Origin of the sequence: Endozoicomonas sp. GU-1, assembly GCF_027366395.1 — a bacterium.
In the GTDB taxonomy this organism is placed as follows: domain Bacteria; phylum Pseudomonadota; class Gammaproteobacteria; order Pseudomonadales; family Endozoicomonadaceae; genus Endozoicomonas.
In genome coordinates this window covers 5,380,560-5,406,169 of the sequence record NZ_CP114771.1, presented here as the reverse complement: position 1 = coordinate 5,406,169, position 25,610 = coordinate 5,380,560, and the positions used below count along the sequence as shown (strand labels likewise).

Here is a 25,610-nt window from a genome sequence, read left to right as displayed (position 1 = left end):
TAATCGCGCCCCTGTTTCAGTCACAGCAAGGTCTTAAGCGTTGATTATCTTCACCGTCACCAATAAAACCACCTCTCAAGTCTATGTTGGGTCAACCCGCAATGACCTGGTTGACCAATGGGAAAAAATGGTGGCTGCAGCCGAGCAGAATCTTGACTACCCGCTATACCAGGAGATCCGTGTACACGGCAGGGATAGCTTTGTTGTTGAAGAGTGGGATTTCGTAGATGACCGCAATGAGCTGAACGCGCTTGAACAGGAAGCCATTGAAACGCTGAATGCCCGCAGCCTCCGCGGCTATAGAACCAGCACCGTCAAGATCCAGCCTAAAAAGAAAACACGAACCCGCAAATCCAGCCTGGAAAAAGAGCTTGCCAGCATCTTTGACGAGTTCGACGGCGACATGGATGACTTTGATGAGATTTCTCCAGAGCCGAAAAAGCAGACGGAAGAGAAAACCGCAACACCACAACAGCCCGCTATTGCACAACCAGTGACGCCTGTTTCTGTTGAACGCGTCAGATCACCGGACATCAAACTGGATGTTGCTACCGCACAGGAAAACGCAGCAGAAGCCCGAAAAGAAAAGCCAGTGGCAAAACCGGAAAATGGCTCTCAGGTGAATGCCGTTGTGCAAATGAACAACATCTGTCTCAGCGATGACATTTCGGCCCAGCTTGAAGCCATTCAGGCAGCAGCCAACGCCGTCCTGTCAGGAGACAGCAATGCGGTTGAACTCCTCAACAGCAAACCAGCCGCTCCCGCACCGGTTAAGATCGAAGTGGTTGAGCTGCTGCCTGAGCCAGTGAAAGCGGCTGAACCAGAGATCATTATTGAGCTTGACCCAAGGGAACAACGCATCCGCGAAGCCATTGAGCGGCACCGCAAAGCCAGGGCCCAGAAGACGTCGGATAGCCAGGCATCCGATCGCCAGCAAATTGAACAACTGCTGGCAGAACTCACCACAAGAGCCATGGGCATGAATAGCCAGAGCGTGGCTGTCGCTGCCTGATTCCTTATACCGGCATTTTCTTCCCCTGAACGTGCCGGCCACCCTGCGAGGCTGTCCGAGAATAGCGCCCGCAGCGAGGATGGCAGAAATTTCCAGGAGCCACCGCAGTAGGGCAGTCTATTCTCGGACAGCCTCCAAGCTCACATCTATACTTGGGCTATGAACAAGCCCAACGATCTCTCACTTGAACACCCCCAACGAACACTTCCTGACAAACTCCGGAAAGCCTGCCGTGTTCTGCAACGATTCGAGCAGAGAATGATCCTGATCAGCCATCGCAGTGATCAAATTGCCTTAAAAATGCAGCAGATACGAAAAGACATCGAGCATTCAATGCCTGGCCACACACCCTCTCAATAGGTAGCAGCATCAAGTTAACCACAACATCTGTGGATAACTCTGTTAATCCCCGCAGGAAAACACCCCGCAGACTGCAAAACATGTCCACAACAATAAACTGATCATTTATTGACCAGTCGCTTCATTTAAATCACTGACTACTAAAGAGAATAAATACTTATTAATAACTAGTAATAAAAGATATAAGCTGATTTGATTTTCAAAACGCCCGAACAAGCAATTATTCAGAACGCCTTTTCTGATGAAAAGAATGCAACACTGATGTAAACACTGAAGGTAACTTATGTCCGGCAGGGATTTTCTAGAGAATTATTTTGACCTGAAAGCTCATGGCACGAATACCAAAACCGAGGTAATTGCAGGCTTCACCACATTCATGACCATGGCCTATATTCTCGTGGTCAACCCCCTGATTCTTAAAGATGCCGGCATGGATTTTGGTGCTGTATTCACCGCCACCACCCTCTCTGCGATTATCGGTACTCTGGTCATGGCGGTATGGGCAAAGCTGCCCTTTGCCCTGGCTCCGGGCATGGGGCTGAATGCTTTTTTTGCTTACGGTGTCGTGCTCGGCATGGGGTACTCCTGGCAAATGGCCCTGACTGCGGTTTTTCTTGAAGGCATCATCTTCCTGCTTCTGACCGCTTTCAATATCCGTGAGGCCATTGTGAACAGTGTTCCCCTGAGCCTGAAAAAAGCGGTTTCCTGCGGTATCGGCTTGTTCATTGCCTTTATCGGCCTTCAGAATGCCGGTATTGTCGAAGCAAACCCAGCGACCCTGGTATCGGTGGGCTCGTTGACTGATGCAAAGCCACTGCTGGCCCTGATCGGTATCCTGATTACCGGCACCCTGCTGGTTAAAAATGTCCGTGGTGCATTGCTGATGGGTATCGTAGCCACCACCCTGATCGGCCTTCCCCTGGGCGTCACCTCGACGCCAGACTTCAGCAACGGCCTGACACCTCCAGATCTGTCCCCCATTCTGTTCCAGTTTCAGTGGGACCAGGTGTTTACTTCGGACATGGCCATTGTCCTGTTTACCTTTCTCTTTGTTGATATGTTCGACACAGTAGGCACCCTGGTGGGTGTAGCCACTAAAGCCAACATGCTGAACGACAAAGGTGAAGTACCGAACTGCAAGCAGGCTTTGTTTGCTGATGCGGTGGCCACGACAGCGGGTGCATGTCTGGGTACCAGCACCGTAACCACCTTCGTGGAAAGCGCTACCGGAGTGTCTGCCGGAGGTCGCTCCGGCCTGACCGCCCTGGTCGTAGCAGGCCTGTTCCTGGCTGCCCTGTTCCTGTCGCCACTGTTCCTGATGGTACCCGGTGCAGCAACCACTCCGGCACTGGTGCTGGTTGGCCTGTTTATGATGTCGCCGATCAAGGATATCGATCTTGATGATTTCAGCGAGTCTATCCCGGCATTCCTGACCCTGCTGTTTATGCCAATGACATACAGTATTGCCGAAGGCATTATTATCGGCATGCTCTCTTACATCATTCTGAAGCTGTTGAGCGGCAACTATCGTCAGGTACCGGTTACCTCCTACATTGTTGGTGTAGTGTGTCTGGCCAAAATCGTGATGTAAACATTACCATTAAGCATCCAGTCATAAACCACGCTTCACGCCCATGCTATTACGGCCCATAATATGGGCCGTTTTTATTTGATCACTAGCGCTATGTCCCTACCAACAGTCCAACCCGAAAGGTATGAAGAGCAACTGGCCCAAAAGGCCAGCAGCATTTGCAGCGAGTTTGCCGAATTTGATATGCCTGAACTGGAACTTTTCCGCTCCAGGCCGGACCATTACCGGATGAGAGCAGAGTTTCATGTCTGGCATGAGGGCGATCACTGCTACTACCGGATGTTCGATCCACAAACCAGACAGCCCTTTGAAGTCACCTCCTTTCCCAGCGGCTCCGAAACCATTAACCGGTTAATGATGCCCTTGATGGAGGCGATCATCGCCAGCAGCCATCTGAAAAAACGGCTTTTTCAGGTTGAATTTCTCACCACCCAGACCAAGGAAGCCCTGGTGTCACTGATCTATCACCGCCAGTTGGATGATCAGTGGCAACAGGAAGCAACAGCACTGCAGGAACAGTTTGGCATTGCCATTATTGGACGTGCCCGCAAACAGAAACTGGTGCTGGATAAAGACTATGTCACTGAAACATTGACCGTGGAGGGCAAACCATTCCATTACACCCAGGTAGAAAACAGCTTTACCCAGCCTAATGCCAGTGTTAATGAACATATGCTTGCCTGGGCCAGTGGAGCCGCACAGGCAATTACGTCCGACAGTAGCAGTGATCTGTTAGAACTCTATTGCGGGAATGGGAATTTCACCTGCGTGCTTGCCAGGCATTTTACCAGGGTACTGGCCACTGAAATTGCCAAAACCTCAGTCCATTCGGCCCGAGATAACTTTACGCTGAATAATGTAGAAAACGTGGAAATCGCCCGTCTATCCAGTGAGGAGTTGACCCAGGCCATGAACAGGGAACGGGCATTTCGCCGCCTGAGCGAGATCAACCTGGACAGCTATGATTTCTCAACCATTCTGGTGGATCCTCCCAGGGCAGGTCTCGATGAAGGAACAGAAAAGCTGGTGCAGAATTTCGACAATATCCTGTACATTTCCTGCAACCCTGAAACGCTCAGGCAAAATCTGTCAACCATTTGCCAGACCCATAGAATCGAAAAAATCGCCCTTTTTGACCAGTTCCCATACACTCATCACGCTGAAATGGGCGTTCATCTGATTCGGAAATAGTCAGATTTACACTCCCCGGCGAGACTCCTACTTTGATTCTTAGGAAGAAAAAGTTTTACTGAAGTTCTCCGGGGTAGCCTCACGTGAAAAATAACAAGCTGAAATATCTGCCAGCATCCATCATTTTCTCTGTTTTCTGGCTTTTCTTTGCACCGACTTCTTACAGCAGCGATGCGGACTATATCAAAACTGCGGTATTGTTCGTGGCCTATGACCAGGGTGAGAGCAACGCTTTCCTGCGTATTCAGGAAAAACTGAAAAACGCCAATATTCCCTACCGGATATTGGCAATGGGCCGTGCTGCTGAAGTCTTCAAAAATGACCCGGCCCTGATTCCATTCGATAGATTGACCCACAACGAAGCGCTGTATGAAAATCGCAACCATCTGCTGAACCAGAAGCTGGTTTACCAACTCGCTGAAAGCATCTCGGCCAAAATTGTCTATACCGGTATGGCAAGTCGGGCACAGGCTCAGATTGCCAATATCTGGGAGAGAAGAGGTGCCAGGGTCATCGCATTTTATGATAATTTTGAGCCAATTGACTCCATCAGCTATGTACAGCCTTTTTTAGAAGAGCTGAGTTACCTGGATGAGTTCCATGTCCCGAGTAAAACCACCGCGCTTAGCTTTCAGAGTATCGCTGCTTCCCTGGGAGCAACAGTGACCGTTACCGGACAGCCCGTACTGGAAGACTGGGACAAAGTCTATGATGAGACCGATATTTTCCTATTACGCGACACCCTCAATATACACCCGGAGCAGCCTGTAGTGTTGTTTGCCGGTGACTACAGCAGCAGCTATCCCAAGGCTTTTCAAACCTTTATTGCAGCAACAAGGAAGCTGCCAAACATTCTTTTTCTGGTTTCATATCACCCCAAGTTTGATGGTGAGCTTGAGCGCAGGATCATTGAGGCCCAATCGGACGGCAATGTCCATCTGTTACACCACGGCACTTATTCCACCGCATCACTGAGCACCATTGCCTCTGCGGTTATTGTCCATAAATCATCCGTCGCCCAGCAGGCCATCTACCGGGGCAAGCCGGTCATCTATGTGGCTGATGAAGACTATCAGAACCTGATGCTGACCGAACAGCTGGCCATTCGCGCATCCAGTGCGGGTCCTTTGGCCGTCATGATTTATGCTCACATCAGGGGCTTCAGACCACCGGCGGTTGCCGAAAGCCTGGGCATACCGGATGCTCCCAGCAAAACCATAACCAAGCTGATGATTGATGAGCTAAGACGAATGTCTGATTAAAAATAGAGAGTTTTTTGATTCACTGCCTTTATAGAATGTACGCAATGTGATCTACTCAGGATGGTGTGACTCACGTTGAAGGTTTACGATGGGTGTCCGAATACCCCATGTACTGATTTTTGTCAGGCTGGCCATTCTCTCCACCATTGTCTTGCTGGCGTTGACTGCACTTTGCAATTTGATGGTAGCCAGGGCCACCAATGACGCCCTGTATTCTAACCTGAGCAAGCTCCCCTATAATCAGGTTGGTGTGTTGCTGGGTACCAGCAAATACTCTCGCCTGGGCGGGTTCAATGACCACTACCGGCTCCGGCTGGAAGCAGCCTTCCAACTCTACCAAGCGGGTAAGATTGATTACATTCTCATCAGCGGCGATAACAGCACCCGTTTTTACGATGAACCAAGCACTATAAGGCGTGACCTGCTAAAGAAAGGCGTCCCTGCAGAACGCATCTATCGCGACTATGCCGGTTTCAGAACGCTTGATTCCGTTCTCAGGGCACATCATGTTTTTGATTTGGATAGCTTTACTATTATTTCCCAGGCTCCACACAATAAGCGGGCACTTTATATCGCCATGAATCATGATATTGACGCCATTGCCTTTAATGCGGGCGAGGGCTATGACATTGATATCAGCAATAGAGCCAGAGAGATGCTTGCCAGGGTACTGGCTGTGCTGGAGGTACATTTTCTCAATACTGGCCCTAAATTCCTTGGCCCGACCATTGAGATAGGTGTTACGCCCCCTACCTGATCAAACAATACCGTTTTCATCTATTTACGGGCAAGAACATTATTTGCATAAAAAACATTATGAAAATATTCAAAAGGAGGACACAACCCCTAAAGGTTAATATTAAAGAACGAAGATTTTTTAACGTAACTTCTGATTTTCTGCATGGCATTAGGAAACCAGTTGTCCAGCCGACGGGTTTCCCGACAAATTTCATCAGCCAGGCGAGGATTTAGAAAATCATTAAAAACAACGCCAATCAATGACACATCATTTTGAGTCAGCCTGTCCAGTGCCGTTTTGAATTGTGTTTGCCGAGTCACTCCAGCCATTACGATCATGATTGTCCCATCAACCATGGCACAAATGGACTCAGCGGGAATGTTATTACGATTCCTGGCATTTACCGGGGAGGTATCAAAAATCACTGCGTCATAATTTTCCAGCCAATGTTCCATTAACTTACTCATGTTAGCAATGCTGCGGAATCCAAGTACATCTGTGTCACAAGGAGCTGGCAGTATATCCAGGTTCACATCGTCCGAACGCATAATACAGCCATCAGCAGACTGGGGATTTGGCAACCAGTCGGTATGAATATGTCCGGAAATATCACCCAGCTCAGGGTGCAGCATGTTCACTTCCACCAGCAACGTCCGCTTACCATCGACTTCACTGCGCTGACTTAACGCATAAGCCAGGGTACTGCAGCCTTCCTCCGGGTTGGCGGATGTAATAGCAACCGAACGCAGCCCCTTACCAATACTATTGCCGTATATCTCTTCAATCTCCAGATAGTTTATGGGTAGCTTGATCATGGCGTAATCCATCCCAAATTCCAGAGGAATTGAATGACCGTCAAAATAGTGGCCGCATCAGCAACCCGCTCCATGATGATATGCCAGTACGACTGCGTTAGCTCTGGCACAAAAACCGTATCACCAGCCCTCAACACCGGTAACCGTGAAGCATCTGGATCTTTCATAAAATCCATCAGATCAAATGTCGTCGATCGGTTTTCACAACAGGAGCTATTTACAATGAGTATTTTCTCAATATAAGCAGTCTCTTTTGGCCCCTGCGCCTCTGCCAGTAAATCCAGAATGGTCATATTATTGGTAAAGTCATAGCGGCCTGCTACATAAACGGCCCCCATAATCCTGACCGTATCCTCAGGATCTTTCTCAACCCACCTCCGTTCGCTGGATGGGAAGAAGATAGTGTCGCCGGGCTTCACTTCTGGCAGCAAAGTATCATCACCCGTTTGAAAGTATCGAACCAGGTCCAGTTTACTGACCTTCGGGGCTCCCTCATTTCGATGAATCAACCGTATCTGGGACAGATCAGCTTCTGCAGATGGTCCTTCGGCTGCAGAGATTATATCCAGGAACCCCATTTCCTTATTAAAGGCAAATCGCCCTGGCTTGGAAACAGCCCCCAGCAGATAGATAGCATTTTCTTTTGGTAATTTAAGCCAGGTTGATTTATTGGATGTCGGGTTTTCAGGCAGCTCAGGAATAACTATCGTTGCGCCACCCGTCAGTTCCGGCATATCCGACCACGCCCCACCAATTTCTATAAACTCCTGCAAATTGAACTCAATGACATTCCGTTCGCCATTGGGGCCTGGCTTGATAATTTTTACATGGGCAAGGTCTGCATTATTCGTAGGGCCTCCCGCGTTACTGAGGTAATCCATAAAATCTACCGATGGAGCCCACTCGTAGCGCCCCCGGTTTTTTGACAGCCCCCAGAAGTTTCAGTGAGCCTGATGTTTTCAGCTTGATCCAGGACTGATCACTCTCGGGACCTTTTTCCGGGAAAAACACCGCATCTCCCGAGTCAATGGGAGGAAAACCCTTGATTCGACCTTCAGTAAAAGCCTGGAAGTTAAAAGGAATCACAGTACCATCACTTTTAAGAACCCTGACCGACCGAATATCGGCATACTGGGTAGGCCCCCCTGAATTTGCAATAACATCGAGAAAGCCAACGCCTTCGGATGTTTCGAATGCACCAGGCTTCTGAACTTGCCCCATCACATAAACTTTACGCGCCCCACCAGAAACAGAATCAACCTGCTGGGCAACAAAGATGGTTGACCCTGGATCCAATATTGGCAGGTCTTCATCTTTACCACTTTCAAGAAACTGCTTCAGGTTAAACATCTTGGGTTCTACACCGGAAAGCACCCGAATCTGCTCAACATTGGCATACCGTGTCACACCCCCAGCTTTCAAAAGGGCATCCACAACATTGATGCCTTCCTCGAAAGGGAAGCTAACAGGCCTGATCACTTCACCAAATACCTTGATTACGGTTCTGTCAGAAACAGAATCAACCGCTTTATCATCTACGACCCTTGGCTCTCCGTGAACGCTGCTCAGGCCGGGCGAGGTGGGCACAAAAACTTCATCCAGAGACTTGATCTTGGGAAGCACGCTGGGATCACCGGTATCCAGGTAACGCTTAAAGTTAAAAATAATCTTTTTACCATCTCTTCTCAGCTGCAGCTTATCCAGCTGAGCACCATCAACGAAGCCCCCTGCCTCGGTAATCGCCATTTGAATATTACCGGTACTGGGCAGCTCTACTTCGCCAGGTTCGTTGACAAAGCCCAGTACATTGATCAATAACCGTTTTTCCTTCAAATGGATGGTCAGTTTATCAAGGCCGAGAAAAACATCGGAAAGCGCCGTATAAATGGCTTTATCTGCTGCCCTTAATGTAAGGTCGGCTACTTTCAACTGACCTATTTCAGGAAGATGAATAGTCCCATCTCTACCAATAAGAAAGTTCGTATTGAACCCCTCTTCTCCCGGCAGCCCAATGACCAGAATATCCCCTGACTGTAATTGATAATGCAAAGGATCTCTCTTCCGGACTGCCGACATATCAACACCAACGTCTGATGCCTCAGCTACTTCCGGATCAGCTACTTCCGAATCAGCCAATTCTGGTTCAGTCACCTCCGGAACAGTCTCTTCTCCGTTTTCCGGGGTAACCGAAGCGGGGGCTTCTATGCCAGTGCTTTGATTATTTGCCAAATCAGATTGTTGTGAAATTCCTTTATCACTGCCCTGCTGATTCTGCGGATCAACTGCTTTTTCAGAGACTTTCTCCCGTAAAGAAATCAGAACAGCATCATCGGCTTCCAGCTGCCATTGTGTGGACTTTTCAGCCGACACTTTAATGTGTTGGCTGCTCCTTATCAGGGTAAAGTCTGCATCAACGTTCGTATCATCAAAGAAAGAGTGATATGAATTGAGGCTGGTTAACGAAGAGTCAATGGGAAATGGGTACTTACCAGGATTTTGGATATCGCCAAGGATGGCAATGTTTATCAAATCTTTTGGGGCAATATAGTTTATGCTCTCTATATTGTAGGATTCTTGGGTTTCCCTGTGTATTTCAGCAGAAGCAGCCTCTTCATCCATTCCCATTAAATTGAGAGTCATTCCATCGGGAAAAGCAATTGCCATCGCCTCATTAACCTGCAGCAGAGGAAAAGTCCCACCATCATCATTCAGTTTTATGAGAAACACCCCACCTTTTTCGATGGGTGCATTTGCAGATACTCCGCCAGAATACACGGCAAGTAACAAGAGGGTTGCCAGAATTTGCAACAGCTTGCCGCATATACTTGGGTAATAGAGCGTTTTCATTGAGGCTCCCGCATAAACAGCCTTAAGTTTACGGGTCTAGGCCAGTCTGAAAGCCCCAGCGCAGAATCATCCGATCGTAATGGTTTGTAGCCTTTTTGATCCTGTCCTGCTGCATACTGTAGAGGACATCCTCCATCTTCAGCCATCGCTTCCATCAGTAAACGAACCCTTTCCAGGGTAGAAAATGATTCACTTAATCGATTACTGGCATCACCGAGAAGGTCACCATCAATTTCATAAATAGCAAGCTGATGCAGATCATGAATTATGCTCATTTGCCCGGGAATGCAATATTCACCTCCCGCTTTTTGGAGCTCAAGGTATCTGGATTGACTCATCTCTAATAAGTTAATCACATAGGATCGATCAATATCCCTGACACTGCGTTTTTCATCAACTGAAAGGCTATAATCACGGTCAGCATGAAGTGGCCACAGGATCACACAAGAGGGAAGCAAAGGAAAAATAAGACAAATAAACAGACACCCGGCAGAATTCCCACCCGGTATTAAGTTAGAAAAAAATAAAGATATCTTATTTTTTCGACAGATACTCTTCAATACTCTCATATTGCTTGATCGTCTGGTTAATCCTGAGCATTGTCAATAACTCGTCAGGCTTTCCATTAACACCAAGCAATCCAAGATTTCTACTCTCTGTCTTTAGACGCTTATAAAGAAAAACCAGCGCACCGATACCTGAAGAATCAAGTTCATTAACAGAACTCATATCAACAAGGACATCTCCTGCACACTCTTTAATTAAATGATCAAAGTGACCTCTAACCTCATTCACTGTCTCTGCATTGAATTTGTTATGCAGCTCAATAATATCACAGCTGCTGGCTTGATAAGTCGCGTAATCCATTACCTGTTACTCCCAACTCCAATACTTCTTGTTGTTTACCTGATAAAAGTAAAACATAATTTTACACAACACACATTTAATTAGATTAGACAAAAGAACAGAAATGCATTCTGTAAAAGTCACATTTTAAAGAAAAGAACAAAAGATCATGAAATATTCTCAGAAATTAAAAAATAATTAAAATTTCCTTTTTTTATAAAACAGAAATCTGAGCAAACCCTATAGTTAATTCATAAGGCTGTAAGAAACACCAATCAGACAACGCGCCTTAAAGCATTCAGACATGAAGCTGTATCCAAATAACTCTGAATCAATGGCTAACAATCAAAGTTATTTTTATGGCTACCCAGAAGGGCATGCATTCCGCAGAACACTTCTCCATCAAACTGCTTAAGGCGGTCCTTCTCTGTGCCTGTACATTAGGCATTTTACTGAGCCTTGTGCAGGTGTTTCTGGATGCTCACCTGTCCAGCGCTGATATTGATCGAAAAGCCAGGGAATTGCTGGCAATGATCCATGATCCCGCCAGCAAGGCGGCTGATCGTCTTGATACTGACATGGGACAAGAAGTGCTCAATGGTCTGTTGGAGATGAAATCTGTGCAGGTGGCAGCAATACGACTGGATGATACGTCAAATCTGGCCATGGTAGAGAGGCCCATTTTCGCTTCCCGGTATCGCCTCCTTTCTGACTATATTTTTGACTCCATCCGTATCTACCGCCAGCCACTTGAACCAGGGAAAGAACACTTTGGGGAATTGATTCTCTCCATTGATACGGCCTATGAAGGTAAGGCGTTTATTCAAAGATCCGTCGTTGTGGTATTCGCCGGGATAATCAGGGCCATAGCAATGGCCCTGTTAATGTACCTGATCTGCTCAACGTTGCTGACTCGTCCCATGAATCGTTTGATTCGCCATTTATCAAGCATTGACCCTGAAGCACCGGGACAACAGCAACTGCCGGTGCCTGAAGGTAATGAAAATAATGAGTTAGGTCTCTGGGTCAGAACGGCCAATAAACTGTTAACGTCCATTAACTACCATCAAAGTCTGCGTCAAAAAGCAGAAGCCCGTATCATGCGGCTGTCCCAGTATGACTACCTGACCAGACTGCCAAATCGCCGCACCCTGCAGAACCAGATCAATACATTTATTCAAAAGGCCACCAACAAGCATGAGAACATCGCTATTCTCTGCCTCGGACTGGATGACTTTAAATCCCTCAATGCTCAGGTCAACTTCAATGCCGCCGAACATATTCTGGTAAAAGTCTCGGATCGCCTTAGAAACTGCATCGGCAATAAAGCCTATATTGGCCGATTAGGTGAAGATCAGTTTGCCATTATCCAATCAAAGATCGAACAGCCCTATGAGGCTGCTGAGATGGCCCAGTCTCTGATCAGGCAGCTTGACAGACCGTTCGAGATTAACAATGAGCAGCTGACCATCAGTGCTACCGTCGGCATAACGCTCTTTCCTGATGATGGTGAGGATGTCGACACCCTCCTGCAGCAGGCTGAATTTGCCATGATCATGGCCAAGTCCAGAAGCCACAATCGCTACCAGTTCTATGTAGCCACTATTGATTCCGAAATCCGCCAGCGCAAACGGTTGGAAATGGACCTTCACCAGGCCCTTGACAACCACGAGCTCAGTCTGGCCTTTCAGCCACAGTTTAACTATCAAAAAGGTGAGCTGGTGGGTGCCGAGGCCTTGCTGCGCTGGAATCACCCGGAGAAAGGGGTGATCTCACCAGATATATTTATTCCCATGGCAGAACACAGTCTTGATATTATTCCTATTGGTAACTGGGTTCTGGAAATGCCTGCCAACAGTTAAACAAATGGCACCTTGACGGTCATCAAAACCTGCGTCTGGCGGTCAACCTCTCGGCCATTCAACTGCAGGATCAGAATATTGCTGATCGAATCACTTTGTTACTGAATAAATACCAGATTCCCCCTGAAACCCTGGAGCTTGAGGTGACCGAAACTTCCATTATTGATGACCTGGAAGCATCGAAAGCCCAGCTCCAGAATATGAAAAACATTGGGGTAACACTGGCGCTTGATGACTTTGGAACAGGTTACTCCTCGCTGGGTTACCTTAAACAGTTTCCCTTCGACAAAATCAAAATTGATAAATCCTTTGTCGAAGATCTTCCTGATAACCGCGAAAACTGTGGCATCGTTGAAGCGATTGTTCAGATTGGCAAGAGCTTCGGCCTGAAAGTTCTGGCTGAGGGTGTAGAGACTGTTGAACAGGAAACCTACCTGGCTAACAAAGGCTGTCAGGAAGGACAGGGCTATTACTACGGAAAGCCACTATCTGCCCACGACTTTATCAGTCTCATATCAAGTCAGCGTGCCTTGTCGGGTAATACGCAGGTAGAGGGTGGAGAACATGAAACGCCGGGAGACAATAATGACTGATCATCCCATTGTCATACTCCTGGACTCCCGACAGGCAGGTGGTATCGAGACCCATGTTTACCAACTTGGCAAAGCGCTGAAAAACAGTGGCTGGCCTGCAGAAATCTGGTTTTACCAGCAATATCAGGCTGAACACCCTCTTGAACAGGCCTTAACAGACTCGGCCATCCGTTTTCGCTATCTCAGCGGCAAGTTACCCGGGCTGATCTCAGCGCTCAAAGACTCACAGCCTCTGTTACTTCACACCCATGGGTACAAAGCCGGTATTGTTGGCCGCCTGGCTGCGGTAGTCACAAGAACGCCGATTGTTTGCACCTTTCACAATGGTGATCCGGGTGAAGGTATGGTCCGGTTATATTCACTGCTTGATCAGCTAAGCAGCCCCATTTCTGAAAATATTGCCGTCAGTGATGAGATTGCCAGAAGATGGATCAGTGCTCCCCATCGGATTGATAACTTTGTGGATCTTCCGGAACATTATCCATCCTCGGGGACAGCCATCGCCTTTGTTGGCCGGTTGAGTCACGAGAAAGGTCCTGACCTGTTTCTGCAACTGGCCAAGCACCAGCCACACCTCCCCTTCCGGCTCTATGGCAGTGGCCCAATGGAAAAAATGCTGCAAAAGCAGCAGGTCAATAACGTCATGTTCATGGGACAGGTTCAGTCCATGGAAGCCCATTGGCGCGATATTGGCCTGTTGTGTATCACATCCCGTTTTGAAGGGTTGCCCCTGGTGGCGCTTGAAGCCATGGCTCATGGCGTGCCTGTCCTCAGTTTTCCTTTGGGAGGTCTACCGGACCTTATTGTCCAGGGCTTCAATGGCTGGACGTCTCCGGTTGGCGACCTTAATGCAATGAGCAATTTACTGCGGTTCTGGGACTCACTGCCAGAAGCCGTGAAATGGCAACTCAGGGAAGCCTGTGTTGCAACGGTGATCAATAACTATTCAAGTCAGGCGATCCTGCCAAAGATTCTTGATGTCTACCAGCAAACCGTGCAGACAAAAGGCTACGATTGGCCAGACACACTCAAACAGTCGCCAGTTCACGGCCTTGCCAATAACAAACACGATCGATCTCACACAATCGGATAAACCAAATGGAACTCAGCCAGAATGTTATCAAAGGATTGAAAGTCGGAGCTATGCTGCGCCTGGTGGCGCAGATCTTCACCTGGCTCAATACACTGATTCTGATCCGCCTCCTGACACCTGATGATTACGGCCTTATGGCTATGACCATGGCTTTTATCGGTATATTTGCTCTGATGGGAGACTTTGGTATTGGCAAAGCGATCATTCAGGCAGAAGAACTCACCACCAGACGGCTCAGACAGGCATTCACCATTAACATTGTTTCCTGTCTGGTATTTTTCAGCATTTTCTTTTCAATCGCTCCGGTTATTGCCAGTTTCTTTGATGAACCAAGAGTGACAATTCTTGTCCAGGCAGTCGCCTGCCAGCATCTTATTATGATATTCCATACCCTGCCTTACGCCATGGCAAGCCGCAAGATGCTGTTCAAGGAGCGGGAAAAGGTCCAGTTTTATACAACCCTGATGACCAGTATCGTCACCATCACCATGGCTGCGTCAGGTCTTGGCGTATGGTCACTGATTCTGGGGCATCTGTTTATGCGTCTGGCACTAACCGTCGGCTATAACCTTATTGCTCCCTGCTGGATCAGGCCTGCATTGAGCTTCGAGGGTTTTTCTAAAATGGCAGGATTCAGTGGCGTAGCCACCATTAATGATGTGTTGCGTTTTTTCATTAATATCTTTGGCAGCATCAGCATCGGCCGCCTGCTCACCAAAGCTGAGCTGGGGGTGTTCTCTGTAACCATAAATCTGGCCAATCTTCCCAGTGAAAAGATTGGCGAGCTTCTTAATCACTTGGGGCTTTCCTCCTTTGCCAAACTTCAGAACGAACGTGCTGTTGCTGGGCAGTATCTGCATAAATCGGTCCAGCTTGCCAGTCTGGTACTTTTTCCCATGTATCTCGGTATCTGTGCCATATCCCCTGAACTGATCATCCTGGTACTCTCTGATAAATGGGCTGCTGCCATTATCCCGTTTCAAATTCTCTGCCTGACCAGCCCATTCCGGATGCTGTCGGAAATGATGGCGACTGGCATAACCGCCATTGGTGAACCCGGTAAAAACAGCAAAACTCTGCTGTTAACTATCTTGACTCTTCCTGCTTTTTTCTACGGTATCCAATATGGTGTTGCCGGGGCATGCTGGGCCTGGTTGGGTATTAACCTGATCAGTTTCGCTTTCCACCTGAAACTCATCCTGCCAGTATTTGAGCTGAAAGCATCATCGTTACTGGGCGCTATTTTTCCCAGCCTCTGCAGCTCCATTATTATGCTGGTGGGTTTACTGCTACTTCGGGAACAGTTGACCGGTCAGGTGCATGAGGCCACTCAAATGTTCCTGATGATTCTGGCAGGAGTACTGCTGTTTTGTGCCACACAGTTACTACTTTTTCGTCGTCAGCTTTTTACCACCATTAAGTACTTAAGGCACTAGGGTAGTTAAGGATGCAGCTACCCAACCTTGAGCGGCTGTTTATTAATCGCTACCAGACCGTAACTGTCACCGCCTACTGCGTACTTGCGGCACTGCCAAGTCTGATATTCCCACACCCGATAGCCTTGCTGCCGCTGGCAGTGATCCCATTGGGGCTGTTGTTTATCCTGCGCAAACCCTTTGTGGTTTGTCTGATTTTTATTCTCTTCTCTTTTTTCAGGCTTCATGAAGTATTTCCACAGCTGGACCCCATAAAGATTCCGCTATTAACAGCGCTGGCCTCATACTTTGTTCTGGCCTGGCATATTTTTCTGACCGAAAAGGTTAAGGTTTACTGGCGACACGAACATACCATTTTTGCTCGTTTTTTCGGCTGGGTTGTGCTTGGTATTGCATTTTCCAGCTATCCCCCTGCGGCTTTCGGTGCTTTTACCAGTGTGTATATGAAAATAGGTATCATGGTTTTGGCCATCTCGTGGATGATGACCGAGCACTGGCACTTCAAACTGGCGCACTTTATGATCATTTGTTCCGGCCTGGCAGTTGGCGCTGTCACCCTTTATAACAATGCCAATGGTATTGGCATGGTTGAGGAAACCCGTGTCACCATTCCAGGTACCAGCCTGGGTGATCCCAATGACCTGTCGCTGGTTCTCAGCTTTCCGATGAGTTATGCCGTTGCATACGCTTCCACCAAAGGTACCGGCAAGTTCAGAACGCTCCTTGGCCTGACCGGTATTATCGTCTTTGTTTCATCAATCATTGCTACTCAAAGCCGTGGAGGCTTACTGGCGACTGTTGCCGTATTTGGTATCTTTGGTCTTAGAATCATTAAATCGAAGCTACTGCTCATTAGCATTGGCAGTTTTGCTTTGATGATTCTGGTAGCTGCTGCCGGCATCAGTGATCGTAAATCCGGGGGGGCTGCTGAGGATGGCATTGATGAGTCAGCTATGGGACGCATCCATGCCTGGGAAGCAGCTTTCAACATGGCCCTGAGAAACCCGATGACGGGTGTTGGACTCGATCTCTTTCTGGATAATTACTGGGATTATGCAACCCACAGCCGGGCGGAGGGTAAGGCCCATGTTACTCACAGCACCTGGTTTCAGGTTATGTCAGAGTCTGGTTTTGTCGGTTTTGGCCTGTTCGGTTTTATGATTTTCACCATTTTTATGTCCATAATGGGCTCATTGAAAAGGCTGGACCGAAGTAAAGGTACACCAGAGTATGATCCCCATATCTCAGCCATTGCAGCAGGAACCTACGCTGGGCTGGTCGGCTTCTGTGTATCGGGAACCTTCTTAAGTCAGGGTTTTCTGTGGCCGGTCTACATCATCACCGCCATAAGTATTGCTATTGCTAATTACACAGATAACCATTATTAAAAATTTATAACATTTGACAGTTTTCTTAAGGCTTTTCGTCACCCTTACCTTTGACTCAATTTTCTGGCTCCTCTGGCTTTATCAAACAACGTATCAAGGTCATTATATAAACCCCATTTTTATTTTCTTGTGAATTCTGACCAACTTACAGTATATGGCTGTTTCAATATTGTTTTTTGCCGTTATTAACAGGTAAGCCATTCCGGGCTGGCTTGCGACGATACAATACATGTTGAGTTCACCCCATATAAGATGAACTGCTTGCTTGATTGAGCTTACTCCAGTTCAGATAAACCAGACAAGGCAGGGAGTTATCAGATGCTAGAACACCTAAAGGCAAAAATAAAAAAAAGGGACTCTTTGGCAGGAAAGGTTCTTTTTCCTCTATTAAAATCTATTCAAAATATTGAAGTGCCGGTAATCAGACCGATTCACGGCTTACTGTATCACCTGCATAAAGTGATTACAGGTGCTTCCGGTAATTTGACTCGTATTTTCTATTGGACTCCGATGTTGAAATCCCAACTCGCCAACAACCCAGGAAAGCTCTATCTCTACGACGGTATGCCTCTTCTACTGGGACCATTAATAATGACTATGGGTGATCAATGCCGACTGTCTGGCCATACGACCATTAGTGGAAGAGCCTCTTCGCAGAAGAGCCCCGAATTGAAAGTTGGCAATAATGTAGACATTAGCTGGCAAAATGAAATTTTTGTCGGTGATCGTATTGAGATTGGTAATAACGTTCGGTTAGCCGTTAAAGTCAGGCTGGTTGGTTACCCCGGGCATCCTGTTGACCCGGTAGCCAGAGCCCGGGGAGAACCGGATACGGATGATCAGATTGGCAGCATTATCATCGAAGATGATGCATGGCTGGCAGCTGGAGTTACCGTTATGGGTGGCGTAACCATTGGAGCGGGAACCATTGTTGCTGCAGGCAGTGTTGTTACCAAAGATTTGCCTTCCGGTGTTCTTGCCGGGGGAATTCCAGCCAGAGTGATCAAATCACTGGATTTACCTTCGGAGAATAGCAATGGCTGATCTCATTGTATTTGGAGAAGACTGGGGAGGCTTGCCCTCCAGCACCCAGCACCTGATCAGTCATTTAATGAAAAGACATCGGGTAATCTGGGTAAACTCCATTGGCATGAGGTCTCCACGGCTTTCTTTAAGGGATATAAAAAGAGTCTGGCAAAAGATGCTGGCCATGCTTAAGCGTACTGGTCAACCTGCACCAACGCCCTCAAAGCAAATACCCGCCATTATCATCAACCCTAAAGTTCTTCCTTTTCACCGGTTCAAACAGGTTCGTCGACTGAACAGACGACTTTTAATGAATGACGTTAACAAAGCAATAGAGAAGGAAGGATTTGACAAGGTTATTCTCTGGCTCTCACTGCCCACTGCCGTAGACATGGTGGGCAGCTTGAATGAACAGGCCTCTATCTACTACTGTGGTGATGATTTTGAAGGTCTTGATGGCGTGGATCATAAAATGGTCAAGCCATTAGAACAGGAACTGGCTGAAAAGGTTGACCTGATTCTTGTCGTCAGCAAAACGCTGGCCAGGAAGTTTACTCATCCCAACACCATTATTCTGCCGCACGGCGTTGATTACCCGCTGTTTTCATCACCGGTAGCCAGACCCCGTGATCTTCCGGAAAATGGTCCCATTGCCGGTTTCTACGGCAGTATTTCTGCCTGGCTGGATACAGATATACTGGTTCAATCCGCCATTGCCCTACCCAGCTGGCAATTTGTTTTTATTGGCGATATTAAAACCGACGTATCATCCCTTCAGGCTCTGCCAAATGTACACTTTCTGGGAGCCAGGCCCCATGATCAACTGCCCTCCTATATTCAGCACTGGAATGTAGCCATGCTGCCCTTTCGTAACAACAAGCAGATAGCGGCCTGCAATCCCCTGAAGTTGAGAGAATACCTTGCATCAGGTGCTCCCATCGCGTCCACTTCTTTTCCAGCAGCGAGAGAATATGAAAATCTCGTTGCCATTCAGTCACCTAAAGAGCCATTTTCCAGAGTAATTTTGAGGGCAAATGAACTGAGAGGAGAGAAAGCCAAGAGGCAGAACAAGGTCTCAACCGAATCATGGCAACACAGAGCCACTCAGTTAGAAGCACTGATCAACCACTTATCACGTTAAAAACACACTGCCCATTTAATGAATTTCCTGTTAAAACAGCAGCTACAATTAATAATAATGAAGCCTAAATAACTGTATTTGTTATTAGAAAGTGTCATGAAAGCTAACACTATTACCAATCAGGAAAATCAACTGCTCACGGAAGGACAGAAAACTGTCAATCAATGACAATTTCCCCCTGAGCTGATTGACTGAATAGTAATATGAGACTGATAACAGGGAAGTTACCGTGATTAAGCGATATGGATCCCCCATCTTTGCCGCACTGATGTTTTTCAGCATTCCACTCCTTTACGGATGCAAGTCACAACTGCATCTTCAGACCATGATGGAAAAGGAGAAAGCAAGATCAACACAACAGATTGCGGATACCATCGCAAAAATAAATGAAAAAGAAAATGCATTACCCATTTCAAAAAACATGTATCGTCGTCAATTGTCGATCAATTTCACCCAAGAGGAATTAGCAGTTAACAGTCAGCATAAACAGGTTATTAATCTCTTTTTCAATTCATTACCCAAGAGTCAGCAACTCAACATTATTATTTCTGTAGCTCCCTCTTCTGCCGAACACCCCTTTAAAACATTGAATGACTCCTGGTCAAGGCTACAGAGTCTGAAAAATATACTGGAGCAATATAGTGAAAAAATAGAGTTGGTTTACCAACCTGAACTGGGCTTTGACTCAGCCACCATTCATGTAGTGGGAAATGATATTTCCGGAGGTTCAGGTGTCCAGTGAAATACTGAGAAACCTCTTTCGTCTTCTCAGCGCAGCGTGGCGACGTCGCTACACTATTTGTGTGCCTATTCTCATCATGCCGGTGGTTGGTTTGATTGCCAGTTTTATGGTCCCAAAATATTATGAAGCTCACACCACCATACTCCTTCAGAATACCACTGAGCTAAACCCGATTCTGGAAGACTTCACCATATCCACAAATCTGGAAGAACGGCAATTAGCGCTGCAAATACTCCTTAAGAGCCGCAAGGTATTAAAGGGTGTAGCCAGAGCCGTTGGGTTTATCGATTATAAGTCGTCTGAAGAGCAAATAGATGAAGCCATTGACGAACTCTCAAGTGCACTGTCCATCGTCTTCGGCGGTGAACTGGTCAAAATCTATTATCGGAGCCAGAACAAAACCGATATTAAAGAGCTGCTAACCAAAGTGACTCAACACTTCCTTACTCTGGTTCAGGCACCACAAAAATCGTGGCAGGTTGCCTCAACCCAGTTTCTCAAGGATCAGGTAGATAGCCGACATAAGGAGCTTTCTGACGCTGAGTTGAAACTATCTGAATACAAGGCAAGGTTCGCATTGGAACTTCCGGAACTCCATAAAGCGAACGTAACCAGACTAGCAGAGCTCCGCCAGCTGTTAATGGAAAAAGAGACAGAACTGGTCGGTGCCAAAGCGGCAATGGAAGAGTTCAATGGTAATCTGGCGCAAACCAACCCCGTTATCGGTAAACTTGAAGAACGAATTATTAACACCCGCACCACACTGAGTATGCTTCGCTCCCGCTATACAGAGAAGCACAGTAAGGTTCAGACACTGGTACGAGAGCTCGATAGGCTGCAAGCTGAACGCCAGCGAATGATTGCTGAAAGCAGTCAGTTAAAAACGGAAGATGTCCAACGTCTCTGGAACCTGGCGTCATCAACACCCTCTGTTTCAATGGATAACCCTCAGGGAGGTCAGACCACCATACTGGCCTCTCAGCTCCAGGCGGTTCAGGAGGCTAAAGCCAAAGTGAACAGCCTGCAAAATGAAGTAAAAAATATCAAAGATCAAACCGACCAGCTCCAGAATAAAGTGCAACAGTTTGCTGAAGTAGAGCGGACTCTCGTTGAACTGCAACGTGACTTTACTATTAAACAAAAACTTTATGATGATTTTCTTAATCGTTATGTCATGGCAAAAGTGGCGGAAGACCTGAGCTCTTATCAGGAATCAGAACAGGTTAAAATCATCGATGAACCTTTCACACCCAGCAGCCCTAATGCCCTTCCGGCTTCGTTATTTATTGTGGCAGGCGTCTTTGCCGGTCTGGGTATCGGTACAGGCCTGGCAGCAATTTCAGAAATATCTGATAGCACCTTACGGCTTCAAGACAGTATTGAACGAATTGCAGGCGTCCCCGTTCTGGCCAGGATACCGTCCATGCCCACAGCGCCACCTGTGGTTTACGACCCGAAAAAAGACTGGTTCGATGAGGGGGAGGTATCATCATGACAGCGCCTCTCGTTATAGCACAGATAGTCCAGCACCTTGCCCCGGGCGGTATCGAGACAATGGCTTTGGACATACAGCGAAAAGCCAGAAACCCGGAAAATGTTCACATTATCAGTCTCGAAGGAACACAGTCTGAAGCGATTGAGCAATGGCCACGACTTCAGGGTATGGAAAGGGTTCACTTTCTGACCAAGCCTCCCGGATTGAGTCTCACGACAGTTACCAGGCTCGCAAAACTCTTACGACAACTTAACATTGATGTGGTTCATACCCACCATGTAGGCCCGCTTATCTATGGTGGCATCGCCGCGAAACTGGCCGGATGTGGCCATGTGCATACTGAGCACGACGCCTGGCATCTTAACCAGCAAAAACGACGCTGGCTGGTAGCGGCCTGCTTCCACCTGCTCAAACCGACCGTTGCCGCAGATGCAGGACTGGTTGCCGCCAACATTCGACAGCATATTCCGCTCTTTACACCAGCCGTGGTTCTTAATGGAATTGATACGGATAAATTCCAACCTGCAGACCAAAAAGCAGCCAGAAATAAACTGAACCTTCCCCAGGATGCCGCCATTATTGGTTGTGCGGCACGCTTTACCGAGGTTAAAAGCCATGACCTGTTGATTCATGCCTTTTCCAGACTACCCGACAGTGCACACCTCGCCCTTGCCGGTGGTGGCGAACTTGAACATGTGCTCAGAGAGCTAACCAGGCGGCTTAACCTGGAGCAACGGGTACACTTTCTGGGGGTCATTGATGATATGCCCGGTTTTTACCACGCTATTGATATTTTCTGTCTTGCCTCAAAAAAGAGAGGCCTGCCACTCTCACCGCTGGAAGCTCAGGCTTGCCAGAGAGTGGTTGTCATGACCGATGTAGGTGGCTGTCGTGAAGCGGTTGATCCACAGAGCGGTATCCTGATCAAGGCTGGAAGTGCACAGGCATTGGAAAACGCTCTCAAAACACAGCTCTGTTCAGGCATCAATAAAGAAAAACAGGCGTCGGCACGCAACTTTGTGGTTAACCATTGCAACCTGGAGAGAATGATCAGTCAATACGACGACCTGTACTGCGGGAGGCCACAATGATCGAGTGGCTGGCCTTGATTATCTTCTTCATGGCAGGCGTGGTGGTTGTATATCACCATGTTGGTTATCCCGTCGCTCTGAAATTGATGACACAGGGACTGGAAAACACACGGCCCAACTTTTATCAACGACACCACCGCATTACGCCTCTTGATCACATGCTGCCAAGCATCAGTCTGATCATGCCCGCCTACAATGAAGCAGGCACTATTCAGGAAAAAATCAGAAACCTCGCTACCCTTGATTACCCGGACTATAAACTGAAAGTGATTCTGGTTTGCGATGGCTGTACGGATGGTACAGCCCAGCTGGCAAAGAAGACAATGGCCGAGCCTGAATGCAACCATCTGAACTTATCCGTAGTAGAGAAGCCTGAAAACGGTGGAAAAGTCGCTGTTTTGAATGAAGCCATCAGCCTCTCCCGTTGCAGCGTAGTTGCCCTCTCCGATGTGTCATCACTGTTATCAAGCGATAGTCTTTTAATCGTTGCGGCTCACTTAAGCAATGAAAACACCGGGGTCATTTGCGGTAGCTACCACTTTTTAAAATCACTCAGTGTTGGTGAACAGGCTTACTGGCAGTACCAGCGAAGCATTAAAACAAGAGAAAGCTCTCTGGGTGCAACCCTGGGGGTGCATGGTGCATTTTATGCCTTTCGCCGTGAGCTGTTTGACCTGATCCCCGCAGACACGATCAATGATGATTTCACCCTTCCGGTACAAATAACCATGAAGGGCTACCAATGTCTTTATGACCCGAGAATCATCGCCATGGAGCTGGAGCAGGCATGTAATGAAATGGATTTCCAACGAAGAAAACGAATTGCCGCCGGCAATATTCAACAGGCCATTCGTCACGCTGGCTTATTACACCCCAAGTTTGGAAAGATCGCTTTCAACTTTTTTTCCGGTAAGTTTCTACGTCCATTCATGCCGCTGTTCCTGTTTATGGTACTGGCATCTTCAGCATTACTGTCTCTGTCCTACCCTGTTTTTCAGATTATTCTGGCCATTCAGCTGGGCATTTACAGCATCACTGTCTTTTATATTTTCCGTCGCTCACAACCAGATCATAAGAAATTGAGAGTGCTTTTTTACCTGGTATCCGGGCACCTGGCCATGGCTATCGGTTTGATTAACTATCTTTCAGGCCAAACCAAAGGCCAATGGAAAAGAATAACGACTGAAACATAAGGATTTAACCACGTACTTAAGGAGTGTACCCATGAAAGAGTCAACCTACGTCCATCCTCTCGCCTCAATGTGCAAACGATTAATGGATATTCTTATCGCCCTGGCCGGGCTAGCAATCACCCTGCCACTGTTTCCCTTTATCGCACTGGCCATTCGTCTTGATAGCCCCGGACCGATTATTTATCAACAGATGCGTATTGGCTATCAGAAGGAAAACTATATTCGCTTATTTATGATGAAAAAATTCAGGACCATGCGCAATGATGCCGAGTCAGGAACAGGCCCTGTCTGGGCTCAAAAAAATGACCCGAGAATTACCAAAGTGGGTAACTTCCTGAGAAAAACCCGTCTTGATGAATTGCCACAACTCTGGAATGTGCTGGTCGGTGATATGGCCATTGTTGGTCCCAGACCTGAACGACCAGGGATGTACAATAAGCTGGAAACGAACATTCCATTTTACAGCGAAAGAACGTTTGATGTTGTTCCCGGTATTACCGGCCTTGCCCAGGTCAACATGGGTTATGATGAAACATTGAATGATGTGAGAAATAAAGTTGCCTATGACCACGCCTACGCCCTGGCTCTGAGCAGCCCATGGGAATGGCTGAAAATGGATATTTACGTCATGTTCAAAACCATTTTTGTCATGGTAACCGGCAGGGGGCAGTAGAGCGTTAAGTAGTTGGCCAAATGGAATCGTATATTTCTGGCTAAGTGGGCAGTTGCTATGCAAGGCGCAACGTAGGGAGCATAGCCGTAGCTATGTGACCGGAGTTGCAACGCCGCACGACTGCATGGATGCAGGAGCTAGAGCAACGCAGGAGCAGTTGCCGGGAGTGACTGACAACTTAGTCAGAAATATATGATTTCATTTGGTTAACTACTTAATCAGCTCTGCTGAAACAAAACACCGGCAATCTCATCCAGGCCTTGCCTTAAGGCCTCCCGACTATGCACGCCCGGCTGGTGGGTATCAGCCAACGGCATGGTGTGTATATCACATCGCAGGTGTTCCGGTGGTTCATTCTCCGCAGGCCACAACAGCACGTCTGGATATACGCCCGTCATGTCACTCATCCATGACAGTTTATCGCTGATGGACATTTTCCCAACAGCCGACACTTCCTGATTAATGTTACCCACAAAGACTTTCAGGGCCTTGCTGTTACCAATACTTTCTGCAACCTCTGGCATCAAGATCGCCGGTAAGATGCTGGTCATAAAACTACCGGGCCCTAGAATAATCATATCGGACTCTTTTATTCTGGCGACTGCTTCATCCGTCGGCTGTATCGCAGGCAGAATCATCAACTTCTCCGGGCACTTCTCCAAAGCATCAATGGTCGTTTCACCGACCACTTCCTGACCATCCACAATAGCACCAAGGCGGGCAGGCTCTTCTGACATGGGTATCAACTCTGCACCGACCTGTAACATCTGGCGAATCAGGTTTATGGCATCCAGTGGGCGAACACACATTTGATCCATGGCCAGTAAAATCAGGTTACCGAGGTTGTGCCCACTGATATCACCGCTATTTTTAAAGCGGTACTCAAAGAGAATCCGAGCAAGGTTTGGGGTATCCGAACACAGCTGGTTAAGGCAATTCCTGAGATCTCCCCAGGCAATACAGCCACTGCCATCCCTGAGTCGTCCCGTTGACCCGCCATCATCCGTAGTTGCAACAACGCCTGACAGGTGCCCACCGAGAAAACCCAGGCTTGCCATGACCCGACCAAGGCCATGCCCACCACCGATGGCAACAATCCGGCGACACTGATAAAGCGTTTTGACAGAATACATGACAAGTTCTTTTAGACGTATAAAATACGATCTGGAAGATCATTGTCTGCTAACTGCTCAGCCATTACGACAATGATCTCC

At 47.5% G+C, this 25,610-nt stretch carries 22 protein-coding genes and 1 pseudogene; 17 read left to right on the top strand and 6 right to left on the bottom strand.

The features are described 5' to 3' along the window. Positions 1–40: 40 nt before the first annotated feature. The 6 genes from O3276_RS22620 (at position 41) to O3276_RS22595 (ending at position 6,173) form a co-directional block, all read left to right on the top strand. On the top strand, positions 41–1,012 hold the full coding sequence (locus tag O3276_RS22620; protein WP_269673326.1) for a GIY-YIG nuclease family protein: 972 nt from the start codon (positions 41–43) through the stop codon (positions 1,010–1,012). Between the two features lie 159 nt (positions 1,013–1,171). Then, complete coding sequence (locus O3276_RS22615; RefSeq protein WP_269673325.1) at positions 1,172–1,372, top strand: hypothetical protein; 201 nt, start codon at positions 1,172–1,174, stop codon at positions 1,370–1,372. 283 nt (positions 1,373–1,655) lie between these two features. After that, on the top strand, positions 1,656–2,963 hold the full coding sequence (locus O3276_RS22610) for an NCS2 family permease (protein WP_269673324.1): 1,308 nt from the start codon (positions 1,656–1,658) through the stop codon (positions 2,961–2,963). 93 nt (positions 2,964–3,056) lie between these two features. Beyond that, positions 3,057–4,154: a tRNA (uridine(54)-C5)-methyltransferase TrmA gene (gene trmA / locus O3276_RS22605; protein WP_269673323.1), complete on the top strand. Its 1,098-nt coding sequence runs from the start codon at positions 3,057–3,059 to the stop codon at positions 4,152–4,154. An 83-nt stretch (positions 4,155–4,237) separates the two neighbouring features. Beyond that, complete coding sequence (locus tag O3276_RS22600; RefSeq protein ID WP_269673322.1) at positions 4,238–5,416, top strand: glycosyltransferase family protein; 1,179 nt, start codon at positions 4,238–4,240, stop codon at positions 5,414–5,416. 88 nt (positions 5,417–5,504) lie between these two features. Next, positions 5,505–6,173 carry a SanA/YdcF family protein gene (locus tag O3276_RS22595; protein WP_269673321.1) on the top strand — a complete coding sequence of 223 codons (669 nt, stop codon included), beginning with the start codon at positions 5,505–5,507 and terminating at the stop codon, positions 6,171–6,173. Between the two features lie 89 nt (positions 6,174–6,262). Here O3276_RS22595 and O3276_RS22590 read toward each other — a convergent pair whose 3' ends face one another. Genes O3276_RS22590 through O3276_RS22570 form a run of 5 tightly spaced genes read right to left on the bottom strand, consistent with a single transcriptional unit; the run spans position 6,263 to position 10,684 of the window. Beyond that, complete coding sequence (locus tag O3276_RS22590; protein WP_269673320.1) at positions 6,263–6,970, bottom strand: CpsD/CapB family tyrosine-protein kinase; 708 nt, start codon at positions 6,968–6,970, stop codon at positions 6,263–6,265. Continuing rightward, positions 6,967–7,851, bottom strand: coding sequence for a polysaccharide biosynthesis/export family protein (locus tag O3276_RS22585; RefSeq protein WP_269673319.1), 885 nt, complete (start codon positions 7,849–7,851; stop codon positions 6,967–6,969). Before O3276_RS22585 ends, O3276_RS22590 begins: the two co-directional genes overlap by 4 nt. Next, positions 7,835–9,817, bottom strand: coding sequence for an SLBB domain-containing protein (locus O3276_RS22580; RefSeq protein WP_269673318.1), 1,983 nt, complete (start codon positions 9,815–9,817; stop codon positions 7,835–7,837). The genes O3276_RS22585 and O3276_RS22580 overlap by 17 nt, the downstream gene beginning before the upstream one ends. Beyond that, complete coding sequence (locus O3276_RS22575) at positions 9,814–10,386, bottom strand: hypothetical protein (RefSeq protein WP_269673317.1); 573 nt, start codon at positions 10,384–10,386, stop codon at positions 9,814–9,816. Before O3276_RS22575 ends, O3276_RS22580 begins: the two co-directional genes overlap by 4 nt. After that, positions 10,352–10,684 (bottom strand): STAS domain-containing protein, encoded by a 333-nt coding sequence (locus O3276_RS22570; RefSeq protein WP_209199922.1) that lies wholly within the window; start codon positions 10,682–10,684, stop codon positions 10,352–10,354. The genes O3276_RS22575 and O3276_RS22570 overlap by 35 nt, the downstream gene beginning before the upstream one ends. 338 nt (positions 10,685–11,022) lie before the next feature. On the opposite strand from O3276_RS22570, the pseudogene O3276_RS25575 reads away from it, so the two are divergent. The 11 genes and pseudogenes from O3276_RS25575 to O3276_RS22515 all read left to right on the top strand — a co-directional run bounded on the left by O3276_RS25575 (position 11,023) and on the right by O3276_RS22515 (position 24,396). Then, positions 11,023–13,118, top strand: a pseudogene (locus O3276_RS25575) (putative bifunctional diguanylate cyclase/phosphodiesterase). After that, entirely contained in the window at positions 13,111–14,211 is a 1,101-nt protein-coding gene (locus tag O3276_RS22560) for a glycosyltransferase family 4 protein (protein WP_269673316.1), read from the top strand. The pseudogene O3276_RS25575 and the gene O3276_RS22560 overlap by 8 nt, the downstream one beginning before the upstream one ends. Before the next feature lie 5 nt (positions 14,212–14,216). After that, positions 14,217–15,647 (top strand): lipopolysaccharide biosynthesis protein, encoded by a 1,431-nt coding sequence (locus tag O3276_RS22555; RefSeq protein ID WP_269673315.1) that lies wholly within the window; start codon positions 14,217–14,219, stop codon positions 15,645–15,647. Between the two features lie 11 nt (positions 15,648–15,658). Continuing rightward, positions 15,659–17,035, top strand: coding sequence for an O-antigen ligase family protein (locus tag O3276_RS22550; RefSeq protein ID WP_269673314.1), 1,377 nt, complete (start codon positions 15,659–15,661; stop codon positions 17,033–17,035). Positions 17,036–17,353: 318 nt separating this feature from the next. Further along, positions 17,354–18,079, top strand: coding sequence for an acyltransferase (locus tag O3276_RS22545; RefSeq protein ID WP_269673313.1), 726 nt, complete (start codon positions 17,354–17,356; stop codon positions 18,077–18,079). Further along, complete coding sequence (locus O3276_RS22540) at positions 18,072–19,202, top strand: glycosyltransferase (protein ID WP_269673312.1); 1,131 nt, start codon at positions 18,072–18,074, stop codon at positions 19,200–19,202. The genes O3276_RS22545 and O3276_RS22540 overlap by 8 nt, the downstream gene beginning before the upstream one ends. Before the next feature lie 229 nt (positions 19,203–19,431). After that, positions 19,432–19,944, top strand: coding sequence for a hypothetical protein (locus O3276_RS22535; RefSeq protein ID WP_269673311.1), 513 nt, complete (start codon positions 19,432–19,434; stop codon positions 19,942–19,944). Continuing rightward, positions 19,934–21,439 carry a GumC family protein gene (locus tag O3276_RS22530; RefSeq protein ID WP_269673310.1) on the top strand — a complete coding sequence of 502 codons (1,506 nt, stop codon included), beginning with the start codon at positions 19,934–19,936 and terminating at the stop codon, positions 21,437–21,439. The genes O3276_RS22535 and O3276_RS22530 overlap by 11 nt, the downstream gene beginning before the upstream one ends. Beyond that, positions 21,436–22,530: a glycosyltransferase gene (locus tag O3276_RS22525; RefSeq protein WP_269673309.1), complete on the top strand. Its 1,095-nt coding sequence runs from the start codon at positions 21,436–21,438 to the stop codon at positions 22,528–22,530. Before O3276_RS22530 ends, O3276_RS22525 begins: the two co-directional genes overlap by 4 nt. Next, positions 22,527–23,723, top strand: coding sequence for a glycosyltransferase (locus tag O3276_RS22520; RefSeq protein WP_269673308.1), 1,197 nt, complete (start codon positions 22,527–22,529; stop codon positions 23,721–23,723). Before O3276_RS22525 ends, O3276_RS22520 begins: the two co-directional genes overlap by 4 nt. A gap of 31 nt (positions 23,724–23,754) precedes the next feature. Further along, the gene (locus O3276_RS22515; RefSeq protein ID WP_269673307.1) at positions 23,755–24,396 is read left to right on the top strand and encodes a sugar transferase; all 642 of its coding nucleotides are present in this window, start codon (positions 23,755–23,757) and stop codon (positions 24,394–24,396) included. A gap of 218 nt (positions 24,397–24,614) precedes the next feature. Here O3276_RS22515 and yvcK read toward each other — a convergent pair whose 3' ends face one another. Next, positions 24,615–25,529 carry a uridine diphosphate-N-acetylglucosamine-binding protein YvcK gene (gene yvcK, locus O3276_RS22510; RefSeq protein ID WP_269673306.1) on the bottom strand — a complete coding sequence of 305 codons (915 nt, stop codon included), beginning with the start codon at positions 25,527–25,529 and terminating at the stop codon, positions 24,615–24,617. Positions 25,530–25,610 lie beyond the last annotated feature (81 nt).

What these genes read in the sequence shown, in the direction of transcription:
- O3276_RS22550 (WP_269673314.1), top strand. Translation starts at nt 15,659, where the DNA reads ATGCAGCTACCCAACCTTGAGCGGCTGTTTATTAATCGCTACCAGACC.
- O3276_RS22580 (WP_269673318.1), bottom strand. Translation starts at nt 9,817, where the DNA reads ATGAAAACGCTCTATTACCCAAGTATATGCGGCAAGCTGTTGCAAATT.
- O3276_RS22610 (WP_269673324.1), top strand. Translation starts at nt 1,656, where the DNA reads ATGTCCGGCAGGGATTTTCTAGAGAATTATTTTGACCTGAAAGCTCAT.
- O3276_RS22575 (WP_269673317.1), bottom strand. Translation starts at nt 10,386, where the DNA reads ATGAGAGTATTGAAGAGTATCTGTCGAAAAAATAAGATATCTTTATTT.
- O3276_RS22585 (WP_269673319.1), bottom strand. Translation starts at nt 7,851, where the DNA reads ATGGATTACCTCAGTAACGCGGGAGGCCCTACGAATAATGCAGACCTT.
- O3276_RS22560 (WP_269673316.1), top strand. Translation starts at nt 13,111, where the DNA reads ATGACTGATCATCCCATTGTCATACTCCTGGACTCCCGACAGGCAGGT.
- O3276_RS22595 (WP_269673321.1), top strand. Translation starts at nt 5,505, where the DNA reads ATGGGTGTCCGAATACCCCATGTACTGATTTTTGTCAGGCTGGCCATT.
- O3276_RS22545 (WP_269673313.1), top strand. Translation starts at nt 17,354, where the DNA reads ATGCTAGAACACCTAAAGGCAAAAATAAAAAAAAGGGACTCTTTGGCA.
- O3276_RS22525 (WP_269673309.1), top strand. Translation starts at nt 21,436, where the DNA reads ATGACAGCGCCTCTCGTTATAGCACAGATAGTCCAGCACCTTGCCCCG.
- O3276_RS22515 (WP_269673307.1), top strand. Translation starts at nt 23,755, where the DNA reads ATGAAAGAGTCAACCTACGTCCATCCTCTCGCCTCAATGTGCAAACGA.
- O3276_RS22590 (WP_269673320.1), bottom strand. Translation starts at nt 6,970, where the DNA reads ATGATCAAGCTACCCATAAACTATCTGGAGATTGAAGAGATATACGGC.
- O3276_RS22555 (WP_269673315.1), top strand. Translation starts at nt 14,217, where the DNA reads ATGGAACTCAGCCAGAATGTTATCAAAGGATTGAAAGTCGGAGCTATG.
- O3276_RS22540 (WP_269673312.1), top strand. Translation starts at nt 18,072, where the DNA reads ATGGCTGATCTCATTGTATTTGGAGAAGACTGGGGAGGCTTGCCCTCC.
- yvcK (WP_269673306.1), bottom strand. Translation starts at nt 25,529, where the DNA reads ATGTATTCTGTCAAAACGCTTTATCAGTGTCGCCGGATTGTTGCCATC.
- O3276_RS22570 (WP_209199922.1), bottom strand. Translation starts at nt 10,684, where the DNA reads ATGGATTACGCGACTTATCAAGCCAGCAGCTGTGATATTATTGAGCTG.
- O3276_RS22520 (WP_269673308.1), top strand. Translation starts at nt 22,527, where the DNA reads ATGATCGAGTGGCTGGCCTTGATTATCTTCTTCATGGCAGGCGTGGTG.
- O3276_RS22615 (WP_269673325.1), top strand. Translation starts at nt 1,172, where the DNA reads ATGAACAAGCCCAACGATCTCTCACTTGAACACCCCCAACGAACACTT.
- trmA (WP_269673323.1), top strand. Translation starts at nt 3,057, where the DNA reads ATGTCCCTACCAACAGTCCAACCCGAAAGGTATGAAGAGCAACTGGCC.